Origin of the sequence: Paenibacillus sp. FSL M8-0212 (genome assembly GCF_038004645.1) — a bacterium.
Lineage (GTDB): Bacteria > Bacillota > Bacilli > Paenibacillales > Paenibacillaceae > Paenibacillus.
The window spans coordinates 6,563,016-6,589,297 of sequence record NZ_JBBORP010000001.1 but is presented as its reverse complement, the minus strand read 5'-3'; the positions used below and the strand labels follow the sequence as shown (position 1 = coordinate 6,589,297).

Below are 26,282 nucleotides of genomic sequence, written 5' to 3'. Positions count from 1 at the left end.
AGTATGTAATTCCTCGATAGACTTCATGCTTTAGCAATTTCTAGTTACTATTTTAAGACCACGACTATCTATTCGACACATTTGTATATATTCCTCTAAAAATTTACAAATAATTTGCCATTTTCTGATTCATAAGACCTGTATTTTTGATTTTATAGGTTTACGGGTCTAGAGTGTCACAGATTTACCATGAATTTTCCAAAAGGAGTTTGATTCTCTTTTATCGAATACAATATAAATAACAGCGGCACGAGAAAGGGTAATCTCACCCAAAACTTGATGTCGATGTTTTCCAGTAAGATTCCCCAGTCCGTTTCGTGTTTAATGTTAAATAGGAGTAGTCTATTTCATTGGCACGAGCTACACCTGAAGTTCTGCATCTAACATTCACCTCTGTAAGACAGTCAAGGCAATTCTACACCAGCATCATCTCTATTTCAGGTTTTACAATCCAAGAAGTTCAACTGCAACAAGATTCACCGGTTACACATCTGTACAGCATGCTCCTAATCAAGACAACAGTGTCCACACAACAGAATATCGATTATGGGCTCTGAAATGAATCAGAACGAATGCACGTGGAGGAGGCTGTAATGATGGCGAAAAAAGAAGTTGTAGCGATGCTACTTGCCGGAGGGCAAGGTAAAAGGTTAAAAGGATTGACCAAATCACTGGCTAAACCAGCTGTATATTTTGGCGGCACGTACCGAATCATTGATTTTCCGCTGAGTAACTGCTCTAATTCTGGTATTGATACAGTGGGTGTTTTGACTCAATATGAACCACTTGTCTTACATTCCTATATTGGCATTGGCAGTGACTGGGATCTGGATCGGAAAAACGGCGGGGTATATGTACTTCCTCCACATGAACGTGAAGACGGAAGCAGCTGGTACCGTGGCACAGCAGATGCCATCTTCCGTAACCTGAACTTTATTGAACAATTCGATCCTGAGCATGTGCTCATTCTGTCAGGGGATCATATCTATAAGATGGACTACGAAAAAATGCTCCAGTATCACAAAGATAAAGATGCGGATTGCACCATATCGGTCATTGATGTCTCATTGGAAGAAGCCAGCCGATTCGGGGTGCTGAACACTAACGATGACTATAGCATCTATGAATTTGAAGAAAAACCTCCTGAGCCCAAGAGCACACTCGCTTCCATGGGTATCTATCTCTTCAAGTGGGATGTACTGAAACGTTTCCTGATCCAGGATGAACAACAGGCATCCACCTCCTATGATTTTGGTAAAGATATTATTCCTTTGTTACTTAAAAACGAAAAATCCTTATATGCTTATCCATTCGAAGGGTATTGGAAAGACGTTGGTACCATTCGCAGTCTGTGGGAATCCAATATGGACCTGTTGGACGAAGACACACCGTTTAATCTGAATGATCCGGACTGGCGTATTTTCACACGTAATCCGAACCAACCTGCACAATACATCTCGCCATCGGCCAAGGTGCGGAATTGTATTATTAGTGAAGGCAGTGTGGTGCATGGCGAGGTCAATCATTCTGTTCTGTTCTACGGGATTGAAGTTGGTGAGAACAGTGCTGTCATCGATTCGGTAATCATGCCAAGAGTGAAAATCGGGCAAAATGTACGCATTTACCGAGCTATTATCGCAGAAGGATTGGTTATTCCTGATGGAACACAGATTTCGCCTGCACCGGGAGATGAGAGTGATATATTGCTCGTGGATCAGGAAGAACTGGAACGTCAGCTTCGCCAAGGAATAACTAGCAAGGCCTAATTGAAGTTAAAAGGACGGTGCATGCGATGAAACAATTGATCGGAGTTATTAACCTTGACCATGAACTTGAAGAATTGAAGGAATTGACGTATTTTCGCTGCGGAGCCGCGGTGCCTTATGCCGGGCGTTACCGTCTAATCGATTTTGTTCTATCCAATATGATGAATGCAGGCATTGAGAGTATAGGTGTATTTGTACGGCGAAAATATCGCTCGTTGATGGACCATCTTGGTGATGGTAAGCCTTGGGATTTGGATCGCAAGCATGGGGGCATGTTTATTTTGCCACCAGACTGGAATGATCCAACAGATACATCACAAGGGGACTTGCAGCATTTCCACAACAATTTGGACTTTTTCCACAGAGGGGCAGGACAATATGTTGTGCATGCAGGCAGTCGCCATGTGACCAAAGCAGACCTCCAGGATGTCTACAGGTATCACATCAGTAAAGGAGCGGACGTTACACTGGTTTGCAAAAAAGTAGATCAGCTGCTACCTGAGCATGACGCCTGTGTCAAAGTTGAACATGACGGGGACGGTAACGTGGTGGACATTCACCAAAGCGCTAATCACCCGAATATATATACAGAAATTTTCATCATGGAAAAAGAATTGTTCCTGCGCCAGGTGCAACGCTGCATTGATCATGGCGAGAGCCATTTCTTCCGGGATGTGATTCAAAAAAATCCGGATGGATTGAATATCGCTGCGTATGCATATGATGGCTATCACGCAGTCATCAATTCCATTGACAGTTATTATCGCAACAGTATGGATCTGCTGAACACAGGGCAATATGAACAACTGTTCAAGGAAGATCCGATCCAGACGAAAATTAAATACGAAGCCCCTGCCAAATACCTAGATACCGCAGATGTTAAACATTCACTTCTCGCGAATGGCTGCATCGTAGGTGGAGAGGTGGAGGACAGCATTTTGTTCCGTGGTGTACAGGTGGCCAAGGGTGCCAAAATAAAAGGTTCCATCATCATGCAGAAATGTTACATTGGTGAGGGGACGGTCCTTGAGAACGTCATTCTTGATAAAGACGTGAAGCTGACCGGAGGACAGACGCTGATCGGCGACCCGTCGAATCCATACATTTTAGCGAAAAGTACTATTATCTAATGCCCGCACGTAACCGATATCTTCTATAAATATATAAAATAAAAATCCTGTAGGATGGATTTAAGGTTCATACACTTTCTAAGCATGAATTGCATCTTCGAAAGTTCTCACCAGCATGCAAACGTAGTGGAGGGGACGAAATCGATTCTGAAGAAGCGTAGCGGTCGCCTAAAAACTTTCTGCAAGAAAGTTGCTTCGAAAGCAAATGCTGTCTCCAAATTTCAACCTTGTACTATATAAATTCAACTTAAACATTTACACATAACGGAGAGGACAGAAAGAACCTGAAGAAGCGCAGCGTGCGCCTTTATCCCCGGATTTTTCCATTTAAAAAGGAATAAAAAAATCTGGGGATAACAGCGATCGGAAGGTTATTCTGTCATCGAAGTGGCCAGTGTAAATATGATTTAGTTCAATGAATATAGGCTAATCGAGAATTTTGGAGACAACAGCTATCATAAGAATGATTCGTCACCGCAACGGTCTTTTAGCCGAAAGTGTAGCACTTAAAGGTTTGGCACTCATGCGCAACTGAGTGTATGAACCGCCACCATCCTACAGGATTTCCCCGGGAGGAACCTACTTTTGTTTGACAACAAGGAAACGTTCAAGAGTATATTTACACGGAATCTGGTCAGCAAATTGGGCAAACCGATTGAAGAAGCAACACAGGAAGACGTTTACCACGTACTGGGAAGCATGATTCGCGAATATGCAGGACAGGATTGGGCAGCGTCGAATCAGGGGTTTAAGCAGCGCCAGGATAAACAAGTCTATTACTTCTCGCTGGAATTCCTGATTGGACGTCTGCTCGGTAACAATCTGTTGAATGTGAATGAATTGGAATTGGTCCGTGATAGTCTGGCTGAACTGGGTTTCTCTTTGGAAGAGGTAGAAGAACAAGAGGCGGATGCAGGACTTGGTAACGGAGGTCTGGGACGACTTGCTGCCTGTTTCCTGGATTCACTCGCATCACTCCGATATGCAGGACATGGTTGCGGCATTCGCTATAAATACGGGTTGTTTGAGCAAAAAATCATCAACGGCAATCAGGTGGAGTTACCCGACAATTGGCTGGATAAGGGCAATGAATGGGAAGTCCGCCGTCCGGACAAAAAAGTGGAAGTCCAGTTCTGGGGCCGGGTAGAAGCTCACGAGCAGGATGGACATTATCAGTTTGTTACAAAAGATGCCGAATCGGTTGTTGCCATTCCCTATGACGTGCCTGTCATCGGTTATGGTCAAACCCATGTGAATACATTGCGTCTCTGGAGTGCCGAGCCAAAGCGCGAGACTTCACTTGACACCCCTTCGAACTACTATGGCTATCTGGATTATAGCCGTTCAGTAGAATCAATCTCGGAATTCCTGTATCCGGATGATTCCCAGTACGAAGGAAAGCTGCTGCGATTGAAGCAGCAATACTTCATGTGTTCAGCAGGTGTACAGAGCGCCTTGCGTACGTTCAACAAGCTGGAGCTACCGTATGATCGTTTGCCAGATAAAGTGGCCTTTCATATTAATGACACGCATCCAACCTTGGTTATTCCAGAACTGATGCGCATCCTGATTGATGTGAAGGGTTATGGCTGGGATGAAGCATGGGATATCACGACTCGCACTGTATCGTATACCAATCATACAACGCTTAGTGAGGCGCTTGAGAAATGGCCTGTATCCATGATCAGCAGGCTGCTGCCACGAATCTACATGATCATTGAAGAGATCAACAAACGCTTCTGTGGCATGCTGCTGGACCGGTATCCGGGAGATCAGGATCGTATAGGGCATCTGGCGATTGTTGCAAACGATCAGGTACGGATGGCGCATTTGGCGATTGTAGGCAGTCATAGCGTGAATGGTGTTGCTGCATTGCATACCGAGATTTTGAAAGAGCGTGAGATGGCTCCGTTCTATGAACTGTATCCAGAACGTTTCAATAACAAAACTAATGGTATCACCCATCGTCGCTGGTTGATGCATGCCAATCCGAAACTGTCGGATCTCATCACGGATACAATCGGTAACGAATGGATAACAGAGCCGGGCAAGCTGGACCAGTTGGCTGGCTTTGCTGATAATGCATCATTCCAGGAGCAGTTCCGTTCAATTAAGCGGGATAACAAAGAACGGCTTGCTGCGTATATTCTGGACCATACCGGGACAGCAGTGAATCCGGATTCCATCTTTGATGTACAGGTGAAGAGGCTACACGGGTACAAACGTCAACTGTTAAACATTCTGCATGTGATGCATCTGTATAACCGGCTTAAGAATGATGCTTCGTTTGATATGGTACCACGTACGTTCATCTTTGGTGCCAAGGCAGCGCCGAGTTATTATTTTGCCAAGAAAATTATTAAGCTGATCAACACCGTGGCTGACACAGTGAATCGGGATGCGGCCGTGAATGACCGCTTGAAGGTATTTTTCCTCGAGAACTATTCCGTCTCTCTTGCTGAGAAAATCATTCCCGCTGCGGATGTTAGTGAACAGATCTCAACCGCAGGCAAGGAAGCTTCCGGTACGGGCAACATGAAATTTATGATGAACGGTGCTTTAACGATTGGCACGATGGATGGAGCCAACGTGGAGATGGCGGAGCAGGTCGGAGAAGAAAATATGTTCATTTATGGTCTGCGTGCAGATGAAGTGCTTGAATATTATCGTTCTGGAAGCTATCGTCCGAATGAAATTGTGCAGCATGATGAACGTATTCGCGAGGTTGTGGAGCAATTAGTGCATCCAGGTGCATTCTGTTATCGTGACGGGGAGTTCTGGGATATTTATGACTCCTTGCTGGCTCATGGTGACGAATACTTTGTATTGCGTGATTTTGCTGCTTATGCAGATGCGCATGCTGCCATTGACCAGGGGTATCGGGATATTCCGGGCTGGACTCGGAAAGCGATATTAAACACGGCTCATTCCGGCATATTCTCCAGTGATCGTACCATTAGTGAGTATGCTACAGATATCTGGGGTATTCATCCCGTGTCCGGGAACTGGAAAGGTTAAGAATAGATTGTTAGACAAACATGTCCCCTTGTTCACAAGAGCCATCTCTGCTGGTTAATCAACCAGTGTAGAGAGCATCTCCTTGTAGAACAAGGGGATTTTTGGCATACAGTGAATCATAGTGTCATTCAACATGAAGAGAAGCGCAACTCACGTATCTTTCATCATATAAGTTCGCACACAAAATCAAAAAAATGATCTGGATCTCAGTCATACTACATAAGAAATCGTTTGATATTTCGAATTAGATAGGGGACGCGGTGTTATGGATCATTACACACGAATTCAGCTTGCTATTGAGTATCTGGAACAGCATTTGCAAGATGAGTTTAATATCAGAGAGACGTCTGCTGCTGCGAGCTTTTCGGCGTTTCATTTTCAGCGTTTATTCCAGGCGATCACCGGATTAACGGTACTGGAATATGTGCGCAGACGCAGATTAACGGAAGCTGCAGGGATGCTGCGGGACACGTCGGAAGGCATATTGGACATTGCGATGAGCTTCGGCTATCAATCTCAGGAGGCATTTACCCGTGCATTTTCAGCCTACTTTGGAATGACACCCGCGAAGCTGCGCAAGCTGGAAGCGGATCAGATGTCTCTTTTGAAGATGCAACAGAGCATTGATTTTAATGATTATCGAACTTCGCCTGGTGGAACATTCCACATGAACACACCCCGTCTAGTCACATTGGCACCAAACTGGATCATCGGCTATGAATATAAGACCAACCTGAATGACAATCAGCATTATGCTGAAATACCCGGATTTTATCACGATTTTGGCATGGAACAGAAATTCATGGCGATCCCGGAGAGGACACGCCCTGATATGGCTTATGGTGTGGCCTGTCATTTTGAAGAGGATGGAGAATTTTCTTTTATTGTGGGTGAAGAAAGCAGTGGAGCATCTCAGGTACTTGAACTCGGTTTTACCTCGATTGAAATCCCGGGTGGCTTGTATGCAGAATTCACCGTGGAAGGCTCCGGGCAGGATATTCGGAAAATGATCTATGGCAGCTGGCTGCCGCAGTCGAACTATGAACGGAGGGAAGGGCCAGACTTTGAAGTGACGGATGTCTGGAAATCGACCCCTGAACAATTGGACATGAAGATCTATATCCCGTTAAAATAGACCTACCGCTTCGCGGAAATCAAGGTCGGAGGACGGGATGAATGAACGAAAAGTCATGGCTTCACTCCAAGTGGATGTTATTCATTGTTGCTTGCATGGCAGTGCTTTACATACTGATTATGGGCAACTTACTGTTTGTCAGTGGACGAACGCCAGGTATGTATTATCAATATAATCTCGTGCCCTTTGAGACCATTCGCCCACTTCTATTGGAGAGGGAGAGGTACCATACAGAGGCCTGGGTCAAAAACCTGTTTGGCAATATCGTATTGTTCATTCCGCTGGGCGTCTGGATTCCGTGGTTGTTTCGGAGGTGCCGTTCGTTCCTGACTTTTACATCCACAGTGGTTTTGCTTCTGCTTGGTGTTGAAGTCACACAATTGATTACACGTGTAGGTTCGTTTGATGTGGATGACATTATTCTGAACACGATCGGTGCCTGGATCGGATACGCCGGATTTAAGTTAATCGTATGTTCATTAAGAAGGACTCGGAATTGAACCGCAGATCGCGGTCCATGACCGGGTCTTTTTGCATAAGATACCTTTCAAATGTTTACAAGGGAATCTTTTCGGATAAAACATATTAACGGCTTATTTATATCGTGAGCAGAGATTATATATTGTACAAAGATGAGAGCGAGGTGGGCGATATCGTTTGGTGGAAAGAGAGTGTGGTATACCAGATTTACCCGAACAGCTTTAAGGATTCGGACGGAGATGGATATGGCGACTTGCAGGGGATCTGTGAGAAGCTCGATTATTTGGAGAATTTGGGCGTAGATGTGATCTGGCTCTGTCCCATTTATGATTCACCAGGACATGATAACGGATACGATATCCGTGATTACTACGCCATTCTGCGCAAGTACGGCACGATGGAGGATTTTGATCGATTATTGGCAGAGGCACACAAGCGTGGTCTCAAGATCATGATGGACCTGGTGCTGAATCATACGTCAGATGAACATGCGTGGTTTGCTGAATCGCGTTCATCGAAGATGAATCCGAAACGGGATTATTATATTTGGCGTTCAGGCAAAAATGGGCAGGTACCGAATAATTGGGAATCCTATTTTGGAGGTTCAGTGTGGAAGCATGATCCCGAGACAAATGAATATTATCTGCATCTGTATTCGGAACAGCAACCGGATCTCAACTGGAACAATGCACAGATGGCAGAAGAGATGTATGAGATGGTGCATTGGTGGCTGGAAAAAGGGGTCGACGGATTCCGTTTTGATGCAGTAGCGCATATCGCCAAGGCAGAGGGGCTGCCAAGTGCCCACAACCCGCATAATCTGCCGGTAGTTCCCGCGTATCAGCTCTTTTCCAACCTGGAACAGGTACACTCCATCCTGAAGAAACTGAATAACATGATCCTGAAACCTTACGGACCTATGACGGTTGGCGAGACTTCGGGACTTGGGCCTGAGCAGGCGCTGGCTTATGTGGGAACGGATCGTGACGAGCTTAATATGGTATTCCAGTTTGAGCATATGTTCGTCGATGCCAAATCTTCCGGCATTGGTAAGTGGAACTATAAGGAATGGAAATTGACAGATCTCAAAGAAATCATGAGCCGGTGGCAAACGGTTTTGCATGGTAGAGGCTGGAACGCCAATTACATGGGCAATCATGATCAGCCCCGCCCGGTTTCCCGTTTTGGTGATGATGGTAAATATCGGGTGCGTTCCGCTCAGATGTTGGCGACATGGATGCTTACTCTTGAAGGAACACCATACATCTATCAGGGAGAAGAGATTGGCATGACCAATGTCGCATTCCCGGACATCGAACAATACCGGGACATCGAGACCAAAAATTATTACAATCATTACATTAGTCAAGGTAAGTCGAAGCATGAAGTCATGCAGGCAATCTGGCTGAAGAGTCGTGATAATGCCCGCACGCCGATGCAATGGGATGATACGGAACACGCAGGGTTTACCAAGGGTCAGCCATGGATACAGGTGAATGATAATTATTCCGAGATTAATGTAGCCGATGCCGAAAGTGATCCGCAATCCATTTTGCATTATTACCGTAAGCTAATTGCGCTTCGCAAACAGCATAAAGTGTTTATCTATGGTGCGTATGAACTGCTGCTGCCGGATGATCCGGATATCTATGCCTATACACGAACGCTGGATGATGAGCAGATGTTGGTCATTCTGAATTTTCGTGGGCATGAGCCTGAGATGCACTGGCCAGAAGGCTGGAATGCTGAGAAAGCCAAACTGATCATCAGCAATGTAAGCAGACGTTATTCTACCGATGAAGGTGCCATCCAGCTTCAGCCGTATGAAGCAAGGGTGTATCGTAAGCAACGGTGACACGGAGGCTATCGTAATTTTGCGTTGGTGAAGAGCTATGATTTATAATAAATAGTGGTTTCAAAATAATCAAAACATATGTCGGGAGGAATCCAAGTTGTTGAATATTACGTTCCACGGTCACTCCAGTGTACAGCTGGGCACAGAAGAGAAGTCTCTGATCATTGATCCCTTCCTGCGTGGCAACGAGCTTGCTGTCACGAAGCCTGAAGATATTAAGACAGATGTTGTGTTGCTGACACATGCACATATGGATCACATCCTCGATGCTGAACCTATTGCCAAAGCGAATAACGCCAAAGTTGTCGCTATTGTGGAATTGGCTACATATATGTCCTGGAAAGGTCTGGACACGCTCGGCATGAACATGGGCGGAACGGTGGATCTTGGCTTTGCTCAAGCCAAAATGATCCAGGCGTTCCATACTTCCGGGATTGTGCTGGAAGAAGAACAACGGATCATGTATGCAGGTTTGCCTGCTGGATATATCATTACTATTGGTGGCAAAACGATTTTGCATGCCGGAGACACAAGTCTCTTCGGGGATATGAAAATGATTGGTGATCGCCATAATATTGATGTAGCTTTCTTGCCGATTGGTGGACATTTCACCATGGGACCTGAGGATGCGCTACAGGCGGCGGAATGGTTCAATGCCAAACTGACGATTCCTGTCCATTATGATACATTCCCGGTGATTCGTCAGGATGCAGAACACTTCGTGCAACAATTGGCTGCAAAAGGGTTGGAAGGCCGTGTGCTGGCCCCGGGAGAATCTATTACCCTGTGATGCACATTTAACCCCTGTTCAATAATAAATGGATTGATGGATAAAGACGAATATCACGTCAAGATAACTGACGCGATATTCGTCTTTTTTCGGTTTCAAGTTCAATTTTCACCAATAGAGTTGGTACAAATGACAAAAAGATTGAAATTCCATTGTTGAACTCCGTTTCGGAATGATATAAAAAGTTACACGGAAACCAAACGAAAATCCGAATTGACCGCAAACAGGGGGAGCGTTCATGTCATTTGTGAAATCATTATTTTTTCAAATTATTGTAGCGGTAATTATCGGGATTGGTGTAGGCATCCTGTGGCCGGATCTGGGTAGCTTGCTGCAACCGCTCGGAACAGGTTTCATCAAATTGATCAAGATGATCATCGCACCACTGATTTTCATGGTCATTGTGACAGGCATTGCGAAGATCGGTGATCTGAAGTCGGTAGGTCGCATTGGACTGAAAGCCATCGTGTGGTTCGAGATTGCAACTACAGTGGCGCTGGTACTTGGATTAGGGACAGCCAATCTGCTTCGCCCCGGTGCCGGAATGAACGTGGACCCTTCAACCATAGATACAAGCGGCATTGAAGCGAAAACCAATGGTTCCGAGTTACCACATACGGTAGACTTTATTATGAATATTATTCCGACAAGTGTTGTAGATGCCTTTGCACAAAATGCACTTCTGCAAGTACTGCTCGTGGCATGCTTGTTCGGGGTTGCTCTGGCAGCAACAGAGAGCAAGGCAAAAGAGAATGTACTGACGCTGATTGAGAACTTGCTCAGCATTGTGTTCCGCATCATCGGTTATATCATGAAACTCGCGCCAATTGGTGCATTTGGAGCCATGGCTTACACGGTAGGTGCCTATGGGGCTTCCACATTATCGTCCTTTGGTCTGTTAATTCTGGCCTGTTACGGCGCAGCGCTGCTGTTTCTGGTCATGCTGGCACTGGCTGCCTGGTGGATTACCGGGCTGAATTTCCTGCAATTTGTGAAGTATACCCGTTCTGAAGTGATGCTGGCGATTGGAACCGGATCATCAGAAGTGGTGATGCCGCGCATGATGGACAAACTAACCAAGGCGGGTTGTGATCGTGCGGTTGTGGGTCTTGTCGTGCCGACGGGGTACTCGTTTAATCTGGATGGCGCTTCGATCTATTTATCCTTGGCTACGGTTTTTGTTGCTCAGGCCGTAGGGATTGAACTGACATTGATGCAGCAGATTACAATTTTGCTGGTGTTGATGTTAAGTTCCAAAGGCATGGCAGGAGTACCTGGCTCCGCATTCTTGGCCCTGTCCGCAACGGCAGTAGCCGTTAATGCTTTTCCGGTAGCAGCTGTTGCACTGCTGCTTGGTGCAGATCGATTTATGGATACAATGCGTGTCTTCACAAACTTGATGGGTAACTGTGTCGCAGCATTTGTCGTTGCAAAATGGGAAGGCCTGCTGGATCAGAAGCGAATGCGTGCCGTACTCTCTGGTGAGATCAGTGCTGCTGAACTGGAAAGGGAAGAACAGGCTGCACTATCTTTATTGAAGTTAAACATGCAGGAAAAACAGGGAAAAGCTGTAGTTTCACCCGAGATGTCGTAGGTGGCATGTACCTACTATGGTGACTTAGGCAAGTGACATCAACTTTAAAATCAACAAATCACTACAACAACCATTTAAATATAACAACCATGTTTAACCAAGACAGACCGTCTGTTGCCCACACCCATTGTGGGAAGAATAGACGGTTTTTTGTTGTCCCGATACAGATATCATGGAGCTCACGAACGCAGGTTCCAAAATAAATGTTACAGAGGAAAGATTTATGGGGAATGTGTAGAAGAGGCGGAGAATATACATATTATAGTTTCAACTTGTATATACATGTTTACTTATGTAATATAGATATGAAGTTAGCCGAGAACATCACATAAGAGCATTACAATTTATTGGAGGCGTTAACATGAGTTCTAATAACACAACTCCGTCATCTTGGTGGAAGACATCAACGGTGTATCAGGTATATCCGAAGAGTTTTAATGATACAACCGGATCGGGTACGGGAGATATTCGTGGATTAACCGAGAAGCTTGATTATTTGCAGCATCTGGGTATCGATATTGTGTGGTTGCAGCCGGTATATGTATCTCCGCAGCATGATAATGGGTATGACGTAGCGGACTATTATCGGATTAATCCGGATTATGGAACGATGGAGGATTTTGACGAATTGCTGAAAGGTCTGAAGGCTCGTGATATGAAACTGATGATTGATATCGTAGTGAATCACTCCTCGACAGATCATGAGTGGTTCCAGCAATCCCGTTCTTCCAAGGATAATCCGTACCGGGATTATTATATTTGGAAAGATCCTGCTCCGGACGGCGGTGTGCCGAACAACTGGCAATCCAAGTTCGGTGGGCCTGCATGGCAGTACGATGAACAGACGGGACAATATTTCCTGACTTTATTTGATAAAACGCAGGCAGATCTCAATTGGGAGAATGAAGAAGTACGCAAAGCTGTACGGGATATGATCAAGTTCTGGGCCGAAAAAGGTGTGGATGGTTTCCGTATGGACGTGATCAACCTGATCTCCAAAGACCAGCGGTTCCCTGATGATGATGGTAGCGTGTCACCGGGTGATGGACGCAAATACTACACGGATGGACCGCGTGTGCATGAGTACATCACCGAGATGTACGATGAAGTATTTGGGCCTTACAACATGGTGACCGTAGGGGAAATGTCCTCCACAACACTGGAACATTGTATCCAATATTCGAACCCGGCTTCCCGGGAGTTTTCGATGACGTTTAACTTCCATCACCTGAAAGTGGATTATCCGAATGGTCAGAAGTGGGAACTGATGCCGTATGATTTCGAAGCGATGAAGCAACTCTTTAGTGAGTGGCAGACAGGCATGCAAGCTGGTGGTGGCTGGAACGCACTGTTCCTGAATAACCATGATCAGCCTCGGGCACTGTCCAGATTCGCCGATGATGGTGACTATCGTGCCGAGAGTGCGAAGATGCTTGCAACAACGATACACGGCATGCAGGGTACACCTTATGTCTACCAGGGTGAAGAGATTGGAATGCCGAATCCGGTCTGGAATGACGTTAGTGAGTTCCGCGATATCGAATCAACGAACATGTACCGCCTGCTTCAGGAAGAACGAGGCAAATCCGCTGAAGAAGCTTTCAACATCGTAAAAGAGCGTTCCCGGGACAACTCCCGCACACCGATGCAGTGGAATGGAAGTAAGAACGCCGGATTTACTACCGGAACACCTTGGCTGAAGGTGGATGAAAGGTATCCGTCCATTCACGTGGAGCAGCAGCTGGCTGACCCGGATTCAATCTACTACCACTACCGCAAATTGATTGCCCTTCGTAAACAGGTTAACGTGCTGACTGACGGTCTCTATGAACGCCTGGACGATGCACACCCGGATGTATTCGCGTACGCACGGACCAATGGAAATGAAACTCTGATTGTTTTATCCAACTTTAGTAAACGAGACGTCACGTTCTCGCTTCCGGAAGCAGTCTGGAATGATCACATTGCAGGCAAATCAGCAGAGTTACTCATAGGAAATACGGAGGCAGCCCCTGCGCTGACGCAGGAAATCTCTCTCAGTCCGTATGCATCCTATATGTGGCTTGTGCCACAACAGGACTAATCACATTTTATAAATAGGAAGTGACACTATGGCAATTGATAAAAAACAGGTTGAGGAGATCGTCCGGGCAGTTGGTGGCAAAGAGAATATTGAAGCTGCAACACACTGTGTTACACGACTCCGGTTTGCCTTGTACGATGAGAGTAAAGTGGATACTGAAAGTCTGGATCAGAATGATCTGGTTAAAGGACAATTCTCTTCCCAAGGACAATTCCAGGTCGTTATTGGGCCTGGTCTGGTAGATAAAGTCTATGATGAGATGATTCAGATTACCGGAGGAGATCGTTCTTCCAAGGATGATGTGAAAGCAGTTGCTGGTAAAAAGCAAAATCCAATCCAGCGAGCGATTAAAACACTCTCGGATATTTTCATTCCAATCTTGCCAGCGATCATCACGGCAGGTCTATTGCTCGGGATTAACAATATTCTGACAGGTCCAGGCATTTTCTTTGATGGAAAATCATTGGTGGATGTCTATCCAGCCTGGAAGGATCTTGCGTCCATTATTAATACAATCGCAAGTACAGCCTTCACGTTCCTGCCGGCTCTAATTGGTTGGGCAGCTGTAAAAAGGTTTGGCGGCAGTCCGCTGCTCGGGATCGTGCTGGGTCTCATTCTGGTACATCCCGATCTGCTGAGTGCTTATGGTTATGCTGATGCCGTGAATAATGGCACGGTGCCAACATGGAATCTGTTTGGTTGGGAGATTGAGAAGATCGGTTATCAAGGGCAGGTTCTGCCGGTGCTGGTATCGGCCTATCTGCTTGCGAAGATGGAAATTTTCCTGAATAAAAGAGTACATGATTCGATTAAACTGCTGGTCGTTGCACCAGTCACGTTGCTGATTACCGGATTCCTGGCATTTACGATTATTGGACCGGTTACATTTGCTATTGCAAATGCAATTACATCTGGCTTGATTTATGTATACGATTCATACGCGGCGCTGGGTGGTCTGATCTACGGTGGTCTGTACGCTTTGCTTGTTATCACCGGTATGCATCACACGTTCCTCGCGGTGGATGTTCAGCTCATTGGTAGTCAGGGCGGTACGTTCCTGTGGCCGATGCTGGCATTGTCCAATATTGCACAGGGTTCAGCGGCACTTGCAATGATGCTTGTCCTGCGTGAGAAGAAAATGAGAGGACTTGCGGCAACATCCTCAGTATCTGCCTTCCTCGGGGTAACCGAGCCGGCGATCTTCGGAGTGAATATCCGTTACCGTTATCCGTTTATCTTTGGTATGGTCGGTTCCGCAATTGGTGGTGTGCTGCTGACAATAAATAATGTTCAGGCAACCTCCATCGGTGTAGGTGGCGTACCGGGATTCCTGTCGATCTTCCCTAACAAGTGGGGTGTCTTCTTCATCGGCATGGCGATTGTTTTGGTTGTACCGTTTGTACTGACCGTCCTTTTTGGCAGAGCCAAACTGAGAAAAGAAGATCGTAGTGCAAGCAACGGAACCGTTGCTGAGCCCACAGCGGCTACATCGCAGTCTGCTTCGGGTGTTACCTCTTCAACTGCAAAAACAGATCCAAACCAGCGCACACGTAGTGCAGCTCAAGTAGGGGACGAAGCAGTGAATACGCTGGAAATCATGGCGCCATTAACTGGCCAGGCCGTATCACTGGAGCAAGTGCCTGATCCGGCATTTGCCGAGAAACAAATGGGTGAGGGTGTAGCGATTGAGCCTTCAGGCAACCTGGTTGTTGCTCCGTTTGATGCGCAGGTAGCCCATGTGATTAAGAGTAAACATGCGGTGATTCTTGAACACGCGAGTGGATTACAAGTTTTGATCCATGTCGGGATTAATACGGTATCTCTCAAGGGTGAAGGTTTTAACATGCATGTCGAAGCTGGCGAACATGTAAAGGCTGGACAAAAGCTGTTGGAGTTTGATCGTAAGGTCATTGAAGATGCGGGATACCCGCTGATTACACCGATTATCATTCCGGATGGTCAGGATATGGTTGAGCGGGTGGAAGTCACGACAGGTGATGTTACATCCAATCAAAACGGTGTGTTGAAGGTTCATCTGAAAGGTTAATCAAATACAACAACATGAAGGGGCTGCGTGATGCGTAGCTCCTTTTTTGTTGTTATATCGTTATTTTCATGACGATCATGATAAACTGTATATAAAATGGAAGAATCACATTTTTAAAATAATGGTTACTAGAAGGTATCGTTCGATAAAGCAAGCAACAGGCATGTTCGAGTTGTGGCGTTCATATGGTGGAGAAAGAGTTCCTAGTCAAGTGATGAGGAGGAGAGCCATGACACGTATTGCGGTGATGGTCATTCATGGGCTGGGTATGCGAAAGGATGGGTACGCGGACAAGCTGATTGCTTGTTTGCATAAGGAATTGGACAAGGTGATGGTCTTGCCTGGAGCCTCCAAACAGATGCTGGATATCGAACCTGTATATTGGGCGGATGTATTTGAGGAGCGGGAAGAAGCGCTGTTTCAACAGCTCGTCAGCTCTCCGGGATTGAATTACCAGACGCTGCGTCGATTTGTCATCCATTACCTGGCAGACGCGGTTGCTTATCAACCGGTGGAAAATCAAGGCCATAACTATGATGCTGTACATCGAACGTTAAATCAGGCGATGCATACCCTTGCACAGCGTAACGGACCCGAAGCTCCGCTCTGTGTGGTTGCCCATAGTTTGGGTGCCGTAATCGCGAGTAACTTTTTCTACGATCTGCAATATCCGTCCAGTCGGATTCCTGAGGTTGTGGATGTGAATTCGGCTTTGGAGCGGGGGGATACACTGACCCATTTTTACTCGTTTGGTACAACCCTGCCCTTATGGAGTTTGCGATACCATGACTTTAGTCGCCCGATTCAGGTGCCCTCTCCCCATGTGAATCAGTATTATGCCGGACTGGAAGGGGAATGGGTGAACTTCTATGATCGGGATGATATTCTGGGTTATCCGTTACGCCCCATTGATCCTGCTTATGAGAAAGCCGTCAAAGAAGACATTGAAGTGAACTCGGGTGGCCTGGCCTTGAGCTGGAATCCGTTAAGTCATGGAGGTTATTTCTCCAATGCAAGCATGAATCGCAGAATCGCGCAGGGGCTGGCTCGCACATGGACCTGGATAAATCGTTCATAATATAAGAGGTAGTTCAAAAATCCCGTTTTTGATTACGAAGGATGCCTAATGGCATCATCAGCATCGAATATGGAATTCAGCCCATTTTCTTGGTACTGAAAACCGGTATTTTTGAACACGTATTGTAAGTTCTATAGTTATTGAAATGAGGAGGGAATACGTATGGAATGCAGGACAGGCTGTGCCGCATGTTGTATCGCGATTTCCATATCATCACCGATACCGGGCATGGCTCATGGCAAGCCGGCAGGTGTACGTTGTGTGCAGCTTACCGATGATAATCGTTGCGGAATTTTTGGCCAAAAAGATCGTCCTGCGGTATGCAGTGGATTGCAAGCTGAGGAAGAGATGTGTGGTAGCACCGATCAGGAAGCATTTGATATTCTAACCTGGTTGGAGCAAGAAACTGCACCGAAGGTAATATGAGTAGGTTGTTTTAATGAATAGGGATAATTATACTTAATATGGAAGAAGGTTGATTAGAGAGAGGAGACGCGAATACAATGGGGCTTGTTAAACGTTTTGTATTGGTTGTTGTGAATATGATCGGAGAGTTATGGATGGGGTTTTACCGACGTAACTCGGATTATTATGACCATCAGACTTCGGAGTCCAAAAGTAAGATTGGCTATTATGCATTTATTATTGGGGCAACAGTGGTTACGGTAGGCATTGTGGGCTGGATGTACAACCGAATATATTCATAATTAGTCATTATGCTTAAAATTGAATGAGGCAAAATGCTGAAGCAGAGTCTGTACAAATAAAAGAGGGTATCCGCAGGATGTGACATCAAATGGATACTCTCTTTGGCATGGGATCAGACAAGATATGATCATTAAAGATAGGGCTTAGCTTTCTTTCCCTTTAGCATATTTACAAGAATCATCTTTAGTACGGAAGAGACGATGAAGAAAATAAACAGAATCCGAAACAATTGATACCCGGATACAACCGAAAGATCGGCATTCACTTCATGTGCCATGATACTCATCTGATCCATCCCGCCAGGGGCCATACTGAGTAGTGAGGTTGCCGCAGAGAGGGAGAACACATTCATTAACAGATAACTTAATCCAAGTGCACCAACAATGAGCAGTACACTACTCATCACCGCTAGCGTGACTGTCTGTGTCTTGCGTTGCAACTGTTCCGGCTTGAGCATCAGTCCAACGTGACTGCCAATCATCAATTGCGATACGTTTAAGAGGGAGGTTGGCAGACTGGGTGTGTGCAGCGCTGTGCTTAATTGAACAACACACATGACAATCATGGGACCCAACATAAAGGCCGTCGGAAATCGGAGTTTGCGTGCAACCCATGCACCCGCTACACAGAGCGGAGCATAGAGAAGAATCTCAGGGAAAAGGGTACCCCATGTTGCTACGTCAATGAAAGGCTGATCTGTTCCACCACCTGCAGTACCTCCAATCCAAGGACTGAATAGCAGGAACGGAACACAGAAGACAATCATGATCAGCCGAGTCACCTGCAAAAAAGTAACCAGCGTCAGATTGATGGATTTCATCTCTTCTGCAAGGGACACCATCTGGGATAGTCCTCCTGGAATGCTGCCAACCAGCAGGGAGGGAAAGTCAAAGTCGGTTACCTTCGAAGCGATGTAGGCTGTAAGGACACACAATCCGATTAACAACAAGGTCATCAGAAGCATCATGGGAAGTTGTTGCAAAATGCCGTGCAGTGCCTCTTCTGTTAAGGTGAGTCCAATCGAATAACCAACAATGAGAATGCCATAGTCCCGGATGGAGGCAGGCCACATAAGCGGCCATTTTGCAACTTGGGAACCAAGCAGCATAAATACCATTGGCCCGAGCAACCACGGGATCGGTGTATGAATGACTGTGAACAGCAATCCGCCAAGAACAGAGACACCCAGACTAAGAAAAAACCGAAAGACAACGTGGGAACCGAGCTTATGCATCAGTTCCATCCGTTTAGCCTACCGGTTGAATGAGGTGGTATGAGATTCAGGTATACATTCAGGTTTAATGAAAGATTCATGTTCATGTGTGATCACTCCTGATGATGAGATACGTTGCGTTATCTGCGGAACAACCAGGCTACTTCTGTTCAACTCATTAAGATCCTGCGAGAGCCGTAGCGGAAGGTTTGGGTTCTCTGAACATTACAAAGTACATCAGTGATGAAATAACGTATAGACAGCCTGTGATGCTGAACGTGATTGCATAACCCCAATACGTTCCGTACGTGGTGACCAGATAGGATTGGACAGGTCCCATGGTAGCCCAACCAATCATGAACGAGGTCTGCATCAGTGAATTGGCAATGCCGCGGCGTTTGTCAGAGATCCGATCCACCAGTATGGCTGAATGAATGGGATTGGCTGCGTTCATCAATGCTTGTCTGAATAAGAAACTGAGCGAAGCAATGAACAACAGATTGGTGAAGCCTGTTAATAGAAGGAAGGGCAGCGACATGACCTGGAAAATGACAACGGCTCTTACGCTTCCGACCTTTGCCGCCAGGGTAGGTCCAATCAGCATGGATACAATCGTCATAATCTGACCAAGTGCAATCAGTAAGCTCATACCGCTCAGAGAAACCGAGAACCGATTGGTGAAATACAGATTCAGATACGGTACAACCAGTCCAGAACCTAATCCAATTAACAACTGAGTCACTATAAACTGACCAATCAGTCGGGAATCTTTTTTCTTGGTGATCGAATCGTCGTTGCTTGGGTTATTTGTTGAACTTTCTTTTAGATCTGCATTGGGTTGAAGAACGGGTTGCGCCGGAATTGTGGTCTGCGGAGCAGCCTTGCCTTCGGTTACAAATAACAGTGGAATAAATGCAGCCAGTGTTGCTGCACCACCGACAAATAAAACCGTCTGCAATCCGGTTACTTTGGCGAGTCCTGCCGTATGTAACAAATCTGCGAATACGCCGCCACCCAGGCTACCAAGCACCTGGGAAGCGAGCACAAGGGATGAATAATAACTGAACATTTTCAGCCGCTGGCTTTTTTTGACGTTTTCCGCCAGATAAGGAATGGCCAGTACTTGGAATACCCCAGCGAAAAGGCCAGAAAATACCGCGAACCAAATCAGTCCTGTAGCCGAATAATCGAAGGAGCGTCCGATCAGAAAGATTCCGCTGAATAACGCCCCGGTAATGAGTAATCGCTTGCGGCTGAACAGATCACCGCATAGACCGATAGGAACAAACATAATGGCTGTTGCGAGTGATTGAATACTTACAATCTGGCCGTTCATTGTATCATTATAGCCCAGACCCTGAATGTACAGATTGTACAAGACAGAGAACATGCCATTTCCGATCTGATACAGAATGCTAGCCAGGAAAAACAGTTGAATATTGCGGGACCAGCCGCGAATTTCATCATTAATATGTTGTAAAACTCTCAAGTGGTTCCCCCCAGTCTGCCTGTGCAGTGATTCCAGTTTAACAGGAAAGGGGAATTTGCGGAAGAATTGACCGCTGTTTATTTTGGTTCAGGGGCATCAATCACACGAGCAATGACGAATCCATCGTAACCTTTGCTACCGACCGTTTGCAGTGCTGTAGCTTCAAGTCGAGGGTGATCCGCGATCAACTGCAGGAATGATCGAACGCCCTGAACTCTGGGGTCTGTGCTGTCTGTGCGGATTACTTCACCGTCCCTGACGATATTATCACCAATAATAAGACTCCCCGGCCGAGTCAGTCGCAGGGCCCATCTCAGATAATCGGGATTACTCGGTTTGTCAGCATCGATGAAGATCATATCAAACGGTTCCCTGTATTCTTCCTGAACATCGGGAAGGGTGGTTAGGGCAGGACCAACTCTCAGGTCAACCTTGTGCATCAGTCCTGCTCGTGTGAGATTGGCTCGCGCCAAGTCCGCATGGTGTGGTTCGGATTCCAGTGAGACGATGCGTCCGTGTTCAGGCAGTGCTCTTGCCATCCAGATGGTACTGTACCCACCCAATGTGCCGATTTCAAGTACACGGGATGCGCCTTGGATTTGCAGCAGGAGTTGAAGTAACTTTCCTTGATTTGGTGTTACGTCATGAGCCGGGAGTCCAGCTTCGGCATTGCTTTGCAGTGTATGTTCCAGCAGGGAATCGGATGGAATCAGCAGATCGTTCATGTAGTCGTCGACTTGAGTCCAGGTATGCTGTAGGTTGGTCGTATTTATATTTTTCATTTTCACATGTTCCTTTCTTTGTTTCGTGTATTGGATTTCATAATTCAACTATAGATGGAGTGAATGTATAAATAAAATATATATTATGTATGTTAATATAACTTTAGATTATGTATTTGACGTGGAAGAGGTGTAACACATGAATCTGCATGGATTACGATTATTTCATGCCATCGTGAGATATGGCGGGGTCACTCGTGCCGCAGAGGAACTAAATATTAGTCAACCTGCGGTATCTTCTCAGGTGAAGAAGTTTGAACGTGAATTGGGAATCCAGCTTTTTGTTTCGGAGGGAAGAAGACTGGTGCTTACGGATGCGGGGGTACAGTTAACCGGTTATGCGGAACGCCTGTTCATGCTGGAGCAGGATGTCGAGAATTTTGTGCAGGATTTTCGGGAGGGCAAGAAAGGACTAATCCGTCTTACCGCAACCTACTTGCCTTCGAATTTTCTGTTGCCGGGCTGGATTGCGCGGTTTAAGCAAATGCATGAGGATGTGGAGATTGTTGTGAGCACAACCAACACCCGGATGGCTTTTGACCAGTTACTTCGTTATGAGGCAGAGATTGCAGTGTATGGTGGAAGTGGCATTACACATGCAGGTGTCCAATGGGATGAATTGTTTGACGATGAGATGTGGTTTGTTGTGCACCCTGACCATCCGTATGCGGGAAAAGAAATCGAGCTGAATGAGATGGTGGCAGAGCCGTTCATCATGCGTGAAGAAGGAAGTGCCACACGTGAGCGACTCGTTTCCCTATGCACAACAAATAACCTGGCCGCTCCCCGCATTGCTCTTCAGTTCAACGGGCTGAACGAAACGATTAGTGCGGTGAAGGCAGGTTATGGGGCCAACTTTATATCTTCTTTGGTTGTGAAGGAGGATGTGCAGCAAGGCAGGCTCGCGCGTGTGTTCGTTCGAGGTGTGCAGCTGAGAAATACGGTTGCCGTATGTACACGAGCCGGGGAGGTATTATCGCCTGCTGCACAGCATCTGGTCAAGCTTATCCGCCAAGAAGCTGCTTTGATGAAATAAATAGCGTGATTATACTTAAAATAACTTAAAGTCCATGTTCAAAAAGACCAGTTATCAGTATCCTAAAGTGGATTTTTGAACAGCCTCTTGAAAATGAATAGGTTGCTTCTCCAACTATTAACTTTCGCTTTGTTGTGAAGTTCCCCATGCATGTAATCGGGCGTATAGGGTTACGCCGCCAATGATCAGGACAGGAATCCAGACTGCAATCATGGGCAAACGGTGGAATAACAATGCGGCTGCAATGACGCCGATCAAATAGATGACAACAGCACCTGCACGAAGGTAGGCGTCTATGGACAAGGCTTTGGCTAACGATCGGATATTGGCGTGTCGCAGCTTTTTGAGAATGCTTACGGTATCCTCAACCACAGCAGCCAAATTATTGGTGAGCACGGTTGTTGAGATGCCAGCAATGCCAATGCGGCGTGCCGCAGTTGTTTGCATCCCCATTGCAACGGCTAGGATGACAATTAACAGATAAGACAGTTGCTCTGAAAATGGACTAATCATGGTGATCGCGAACAGCAGGAGTAATATGCTTTCAACAGTGAACACGGCTGTGACCCTGGAAGACCAGCCATTTTTGGTCTGCACAGGTCCAACCATATGTGCTGCAATGGCATTGCCGGCAATAAAACCAATGAGAGCAAGCAATGACCGCAGCACAACAAATTCCTGAGCACGGGCAATGGCAATACCCAATAAAACAATATTTCCCGTCATATTGGCTGTAAGCACATGCCCGAGTCCCAGATATCCGATCAGATCCACCATTCCGGCAGTCATGCAGAGAAGCAGCATAGCGTATTTTTGGAGGGTGCTTTGATTCATTCTATCCGTCCTTTCAGAAAAACGTAGCCCCTCCAGTATACAGCCATAACGCATGATTCTTCAAAATGAAATTCATAGTGAAAGACTTAAGGTGCAGCGAGCCAATCAAACATATTGTTCACCGCTGACTCATGTATTTTCTCGTGAAAATGATGATCCTGCCCGCCATAAGCGTGAAATGTGACGTCTGCACCTCGGCGCTTAAGCCAGTGATACATTCGGGTTCCGTGACTGTAATTCACCTGTGTATCTGATGTACCATGCATGATTAGCACGGGACAAGATAATTTGTTTGCTTTTGACAAGGGAGAGCGGGCGAGATAAGCTTCCGGAACTGCGCGTGGGGAACCTCCCAGCACACGTTTCAATGTGCGCCTCAGGTCGGTTCGCTCTTGGTAAGTGCGTTCGACATCGGAGACACCGCTCCAAAGAATTAACTTATGTACTTTGTCCGGTCCCTCATTGTAGGCAGTTGCGGTATGTACAGCATTAATGGCTCCACGGGAGAACCCCATTAACGATATCCGAGTTGGGTCGACAAAAGGTAAACGCTGTATCAACCGGTAACCGGCATGCACATCTTCGGCATCTCTTCCGCCATACTCGTCACGCCCCTCACCGCCTTCGTTGCCACGATAGGATGGGGCGAACACGATATAACCTTTATGTACAAATTGCTCAAGCCAAACGGTATTTACCCCGCCATAGCTGCCAAGTCCACCGCGACAATAGATCAGCACCGGCCACTGTTCTTGTGTGGGAGTGATATCATGCATGTTTGCAGCAGGGTAGTGGCTGGCGAGTGGTTGCAGATGTAGAGACTTATGTATGGAAGCGAAGCCTGGGAAGGAAGAGGAGACAGAGCCGGGATGAGAAGTTTCATATGTCGTGATATCAGGTAATGAACAACCTTGTGGCAGGTATAAATAAGCTTTAACTCGAAGTGTATCGGATGAATACGTCACTTGATAGAGCAGTAAAATCCACCTCTTTTATTAATATTTGCGTGCCAAATGACAGGGATGCTTCTATATCATGCGCGTAAAATAAGTTCCCATACCTTCCAGGCTGAATCACCAGCCCAAATGTGAGAAATTCGTTTATTGGCTCCATATGATTTATAATGGTTCAGGAGACCTGTGGATTGACCGCTTGTTCTCATATTCATAAAACTAATTTTAGTGTGCAGAAAGAAAGGGAGAAAGCCATGATGAACGCTCCACATCCAATTGATCAATTCAAGAAATTCAAATATGAAATTACCAGATTTATGATGATCTATAAATTTGCTCTGGATCAAATGGAGACCAAGATTGAAGTCCTGAAGGAAGAATTCCAGTCTTTGCATGATTACAGTCCAATTGAGCATACAAAGTCCAGACTGAAATCTCCTGAGAGCATTATGAACAAGATGTTCCGCAAAAATCATGAGTTAACATTTGAGAGCATCAAGCAAAATATCAAGGATATCGCCGGGGTACGGATTACATGTTCCTTTATCTCGGATATCTATCGAATTAAGGATATGCTGTGCAACCAGAGTGATCTGCGTGTACTGGAGGTCAAAGACTACATCGAAAATCCAAAGCCAAACGGCTACCAAAGCCTTCACCTTCTGGTGGAAGTGCCTGTGTACATGTCCAATGGTGAGGAACGAGCATGTGTGGAGATCCAGATCCGTACAATCGCGATGGATTTCTGGGCGAGTCTGGAGCATAAGATTTTTTATAAATACAATAAGGATGTTCCCGAGCATTTGACGAGAGAGTTAAAGAGTGCGGCAGATTCGGCAAATGCGCTGGATCAACAGATGGAGCGACTTCACCGGGAAATTCAGGAGATTAAGGACGCCGATAATGAGCGGGATGAAGAAGAACTGCGCCGTATTATTATTAACAATCAACAGTTCACACTGCCGTCCAACCTGCTCAAGCTACTGGGTAGCGGGGAGTAGTATTTGATGAAAAGTACAACAGCTTCATTGAACACAAACTCCACATCTCGTGTACGGATGGCTTTAATTCTGGGGACATTGTCGGCCTTCGGGCCGTTGTCCCTGGATATGTATTTACCCGCATTGCCCACGCTGGCTGATGAGTTTGGTTCATCTACTTCGTATGCTCAACTCAGTCTGACGGCGTGTGTGATTGGACTTGCGGTTGGACAGTTGCTTGCCGGACCTCTAAGTGATGTACGTGGTCGGCGAACACCGCTCATTGCAGGGCTTGTGCTCTATACGATCGCCTCCATACTTTGCCTGGTCAGCCCGACGATGGGCTCTTTTGTTGTGCTGCGGTTCATTCAGGGTGTAGCTGGAGCAGCAGGGATTGTCATCTCGCGCGCAATCGTCAGAGACGTATATTCGGGCCCGGAACTGACACGATTCTTCTCCCTGTTAATGCTGATAAACGGCGTAGCCCCGATTGCTGCACCAATCATTGGTGGACAATTGTTGACGTATACATCGTGGCGCGGCGTATTTATTTTGCTCAGCCTTATCGGTATACTGACGCTGTTGGCTGTCATTTTCGGTCTTGGAGAGACATTACCTTCCAATCGCAGATCAAGCGGAGGATTGAAGCAGACATTACTTACGTTTCGCCAAATCGCAGGGGATCGTCAGTTTATGGGTTATGCGTTAACCCAAGGATTTGTAGCTGCTGGCATGTTTGCGTATATATCAGGTTCACCGTTTGTGCTTCAGAAAATATACGGGGTGTCCCCGCAAATGTTCAGTGTCTGCTTCGCCATTAACGGGTTAGGCATTATTCTGGCCAGTCAGATTGCCGGCAGACTTGCAGGAAAGGTATCAGAGACTCGCCTGTTAATCGCGGGGCTGCTAACCGCGGCGCTCGGAGGAACTTCACTGCTCATCGCCATTCTGGCTGGAGGTAATCTAATCTCTGTACTGATTCCGCTATTTTTGGTGGTATCCAGTGTTGGGTTGGTCAATACCGCGTCCTTTGCCTTGGCGATGGCCAATCAGGAGAAATCGGCAGGCAGTGCGTCTGCGCTTATTGGTGTGATGACATTCCTGTTCGGAGGTATTGTCGCTCCCCTCGTAGGTCTCGGGGGAGAAGGAACAGCTGTGCCAATGGGAATCGTTATTGCGTGTGCTGATCTCGGTGCCTTGGTGATTTACTTCCTAATGGTCAGTAGAGGCAGGAAGCGCCAGAACGATCAGGTGTTGAGTTAAATGTACTGATTCTGAACACCTTGCGTTTATGAAGTCTTAAAATAGTGT

22 protein-coding genes are annotated in these 26,282 nt (G+C 46.3%); 17 read left to right on the top strand and 5 right to left on the bottom strand.

What is annotated here, in order from left to right:
• Window positions 1-350: 350 nt before the first annotated feature.
• The 14 genes from MKX68_RS28590 to MKX68_RS28525 all read left to right on the top strand — a co-directional run bounded on the left by MKX68_RS28590 (window position 351) and on the right by MKX68_RS28525 (window position 17,683).
• On the top strand, window positions 351-557 hold the full coding sequence (locus MKX68_RS28590) for a hypothetical protein (RefSeq protein ID WP_338594174.1): 207 nt from the start codon (window positions 351-353) through the stop codon (window positions 555-557).
• Window positions 558-596: 39 nt separating this feature from the next.
• Window positions 597-1,766, top strand: a complete 1,170-nt coding sequence (locus tag MKX68_RS28585; protein WP_338594928.1) for a glucose-1-phosphate adenylyltransferase — start codon at window positions 597-599, stop codon at window positions 1,764-1,766.
• Window positions 1,767-1,792: 26 nt separating this feature from the next.
• Window positions 1,793-2,896, top strand: a complete 1,104-nt coding sequence (glgD, locus tag MKX68_RS28580) for a glucose-1-phosphate adenylyltransferase subunit GlgD (protein WP_036608765.1) — start codon at window positions 1,793-1,795, stop codon at window positions 2,894-2,896.
• Window positions 2,897-3,481: 585 nt separating this feature from the next.
• Window positions 3,482-5,914: a glycogen/starch/alpha-glucan phosphorylase gene (locus MKX68_RS28575; protein WP_340915223.1), complete on the top strand. Its 2,433-nt coding sequence runs from the start codon at window positions 3,482-3,484 to the stop codon at window positions 5,912-5,914.
• Between the two features lie 265 nt (window positions 5,915-6,179).
• Window positions 6,180-7,049 (top strand): AraC family transcriptional regulator, encoded by an 870-nt coding sequence (locus tag MKX68_RS28570; RefSeq protein ID WP_340915220.1) that lies wholly within the window; start codon window positions 6,180-6,182, stop codon window positions 7,047-7,049.
• A 41-nt stretch (window positions 7,050-7,090) separates the two neighbouring features.
• Window positions 7,091-7,549, top strand: coding sequence for a VanZ family protein (locus MKX68_RS28565; RefSeq protein WP_340915218.1), 459 nt, complete (start codon window positions 7,091-7,093; stop codon window positions 7,547-7,549).
• A 104-nt stretch (window positions 7,550-7,653) separates the two neighbouring features.
• Window positions 7,654-9,384: a glycoside hydrolase family 13 protein gene (locus MKX68_RS28560; protein WP_445671097.1), complete on the top strand. Its 1,731-nt coding sequence runs from the start codon at window positions 7,654-7,656 to the stop codon at window positions 9,382-9,384.
• A gap of 97 nt (window positions 9,385-9,481) precedes the next feature.
• The gene (locus tag MKX68_RS28555; RefSeq protein ID WP_091031394.1) at window positions 9,482-10,174 is read left to right on the top strand and encodes a metal-dependent hydrolase; all 693 of its coding nucleotides are present in this window, start codon (window positions 9,482-9,484) and stop codon (window positions 10,172-10,174) included.
• 238 nt (window positions 10,175-10,412) lie between these two features.
• Entirely contained in the window at window positions 10,413-11,768 is a 1,356-nt protein-coding gene (gene dctA / locus MKX68_RS28550; protein ID WP_340915215.1) for a C4-dicarboxylate transporter DctA, read from the top strand.
• 361 nt (window positions 11,769-12,129) lie between these two features.
• Window positions 12,130-13,851, top strand: a complete 1,722-nt coding sequence (gene treC / locus MKX68_RS28545; protein ID WP_340915213.1) for an alpha,alpha-phosphotrehalase — start codon at window positions 12,130-12,132, stop codon at window positions 13,849-13,851.
• A gap of 28 nt (window positions 13,852-13,879) precedes the next feature.
• A complete protein-coding gene (gene treP / locus MKX68_RS28540) occupies window positions 13,880-15,898 on the top strand; it encodes a PTS system trehalose-specific EIIBC component (protein WP_340915211.1) in 2,019 nt (672 codons plus the stop codon).
• 229 nt (window positions 15,899-16,127) lie between these two features.
• Window positions 16,128-16,976, top strand: a complete 849-nt coding sequence (locus tag MKX68_RS28535; RefSeq protein WP_340915209.1) for a chemotaxis protein — start codon at window positions 16,128-16,130, stop codon at window positions 16,974-16,976.
• Between the two features lie 162 nt (window positions 16,977-17,138).
• Window positions 17,139-17,402, top strand: a complete 264-nt coding sequence (locus MKX68_RS28530; RefSeq protein WP_017688873.1) for a YkgJ family cysteine cluster protein — start codon at window positions 17,139-17,141, stop codon at window positions 17,400-17,402.
• A 77-nt stretch (window positions 17,403-17,479) separates the two neighbouring features.
• Complete coding sequence (locus tag MKX68_RS28525) at window positions 17,480-17,683, top strand: hypothetical protein (RefSeq protein WP_017688872.1); 204 nt, start codon at window positions 17,480-17,482, stop codon at window positions 17,681-17,683.
• A 131-nt stretch (window positions 17,684-17,814) separates the two neighbouring features.
• On the opposite strand, the gene MKX68_RS28520 is transcribed toward MKX68_RS28525, so the two are convergent.
• From MKX68_RS28520 to MKX68_RS28510, 3 genes are all read right to left on the bottom strand, one after another.
• Window positions 17,815-18,927, bottom strand: a complete 1,113-nt coding sequence (locus tag MKX68_RS28520) for an AbrB family transcriptional regulator (protein WP_340915207.1) — start codon at window positions 18,925-18,927, stop codon at window positions 17,815-17,817.
• Between the two features lie 148 nt (window positions 18,928-19,075).
• A complete protein-coding gene (locus MKX68_RS28515) occupies window positions 19,076-20,386 on the bottom strand; it encodes an MFS transporter (RefSeq protein WP_340915206.1) in 1,311 nt (436 codons plus the stop codon).
• Window positions 20,387-20,463: 77 nt separating this feature from the next.
• Window positions 20,464-21,168: an O-methyltransferase gene (locus MKX68_RS28510; protein WP_340915204.1), complete on the bottom strand. Its 705-nt coding sequence runs from the start codon at window positions 21,166-21,168 to the stop codon at window positions 20,464-20,466.
• Between the two features lie 139 nt (window positions 21,169-21,307).
• Between MKX68_RS28510 and MKX68_RS28505 the strand changes: the two genes are divergently transcribed.
• Window positions 21,308-22,204 (top strand): LysR family transcriptional regulator, encoded by an 897-nt coding sequence (locus MKX68_RS28505; RefSeq protein WP_340915202.1) that lies wholly within the window; start codon window positions 21,308-21,310, stop codon window positions 22,202-22,204.
• A 117-nt stretch (window positions 22,205-22,321) separates the two neighbouring features.
• Here the strand turns inward: MKX68_RS28505 and MKX68_RS28500 are convergent, their stop codons facing one another.
• Window positions 22,322-23,038 (bottom strand): YoaK family protein, encoded by a 717-nt coding sequence (locus MKX68_RS28500; RefSeq protein ID WP_340915200.1) that lies wholly within the window; start codon window positions 23,036-23,038, stop codon window positions 22,322-22,324.
• Between the two features lie 86 nt (window positions 23,039-23,124).
• Window positions 23,125-24,003 carry an alpha/beta hydrolase family protein gene (locus MKX68_RS28495; protein WP_340915199.1) on the bottom strand — a complete coding sequence of 293 codons (879 nt, stop codon included), beginning with the start codon at window positions 24,001-24,003 and terminating at the stop codon, window positions 23,125-23,127.
• Between the two features lie 245 nt (window positions 24,004-24,248).
• Here MKX68_RS28495 and MKX68_RS28490 point away from each other — a divergent pair, with 245 nt between their 5' ends.
• Together MKX68_RS28490 and MKX68_RS28485 are read left to right on the top strand one after the other, a co-directional pair.
• A complete protein-coding gene (locus tag MKX68_RS28490; protein ID WP_036608962.1) occupies window positions 24,249-24,992 on the top strand; it encodes a GTP pyrophosphokinase in 744 nt (247 codons plus the stop codon).
• Window positions 24,993-24,998: 6 nt separating this feature from the next.
• The gene (locus MKX68_RS28485) at window positions 24,999-26,234 is read left to right on the top strand and encodes a multidrug effflux MFS transporter (protein WP_340915196.1); all 1,236 of its coding nucleotides are present in this window, start codon (window positions 24,999-25,001) and stop codon (window positions 26,232-26,234) included.
• Window positions 26,235-26,282: the final 48 nt, after the last annotated feature.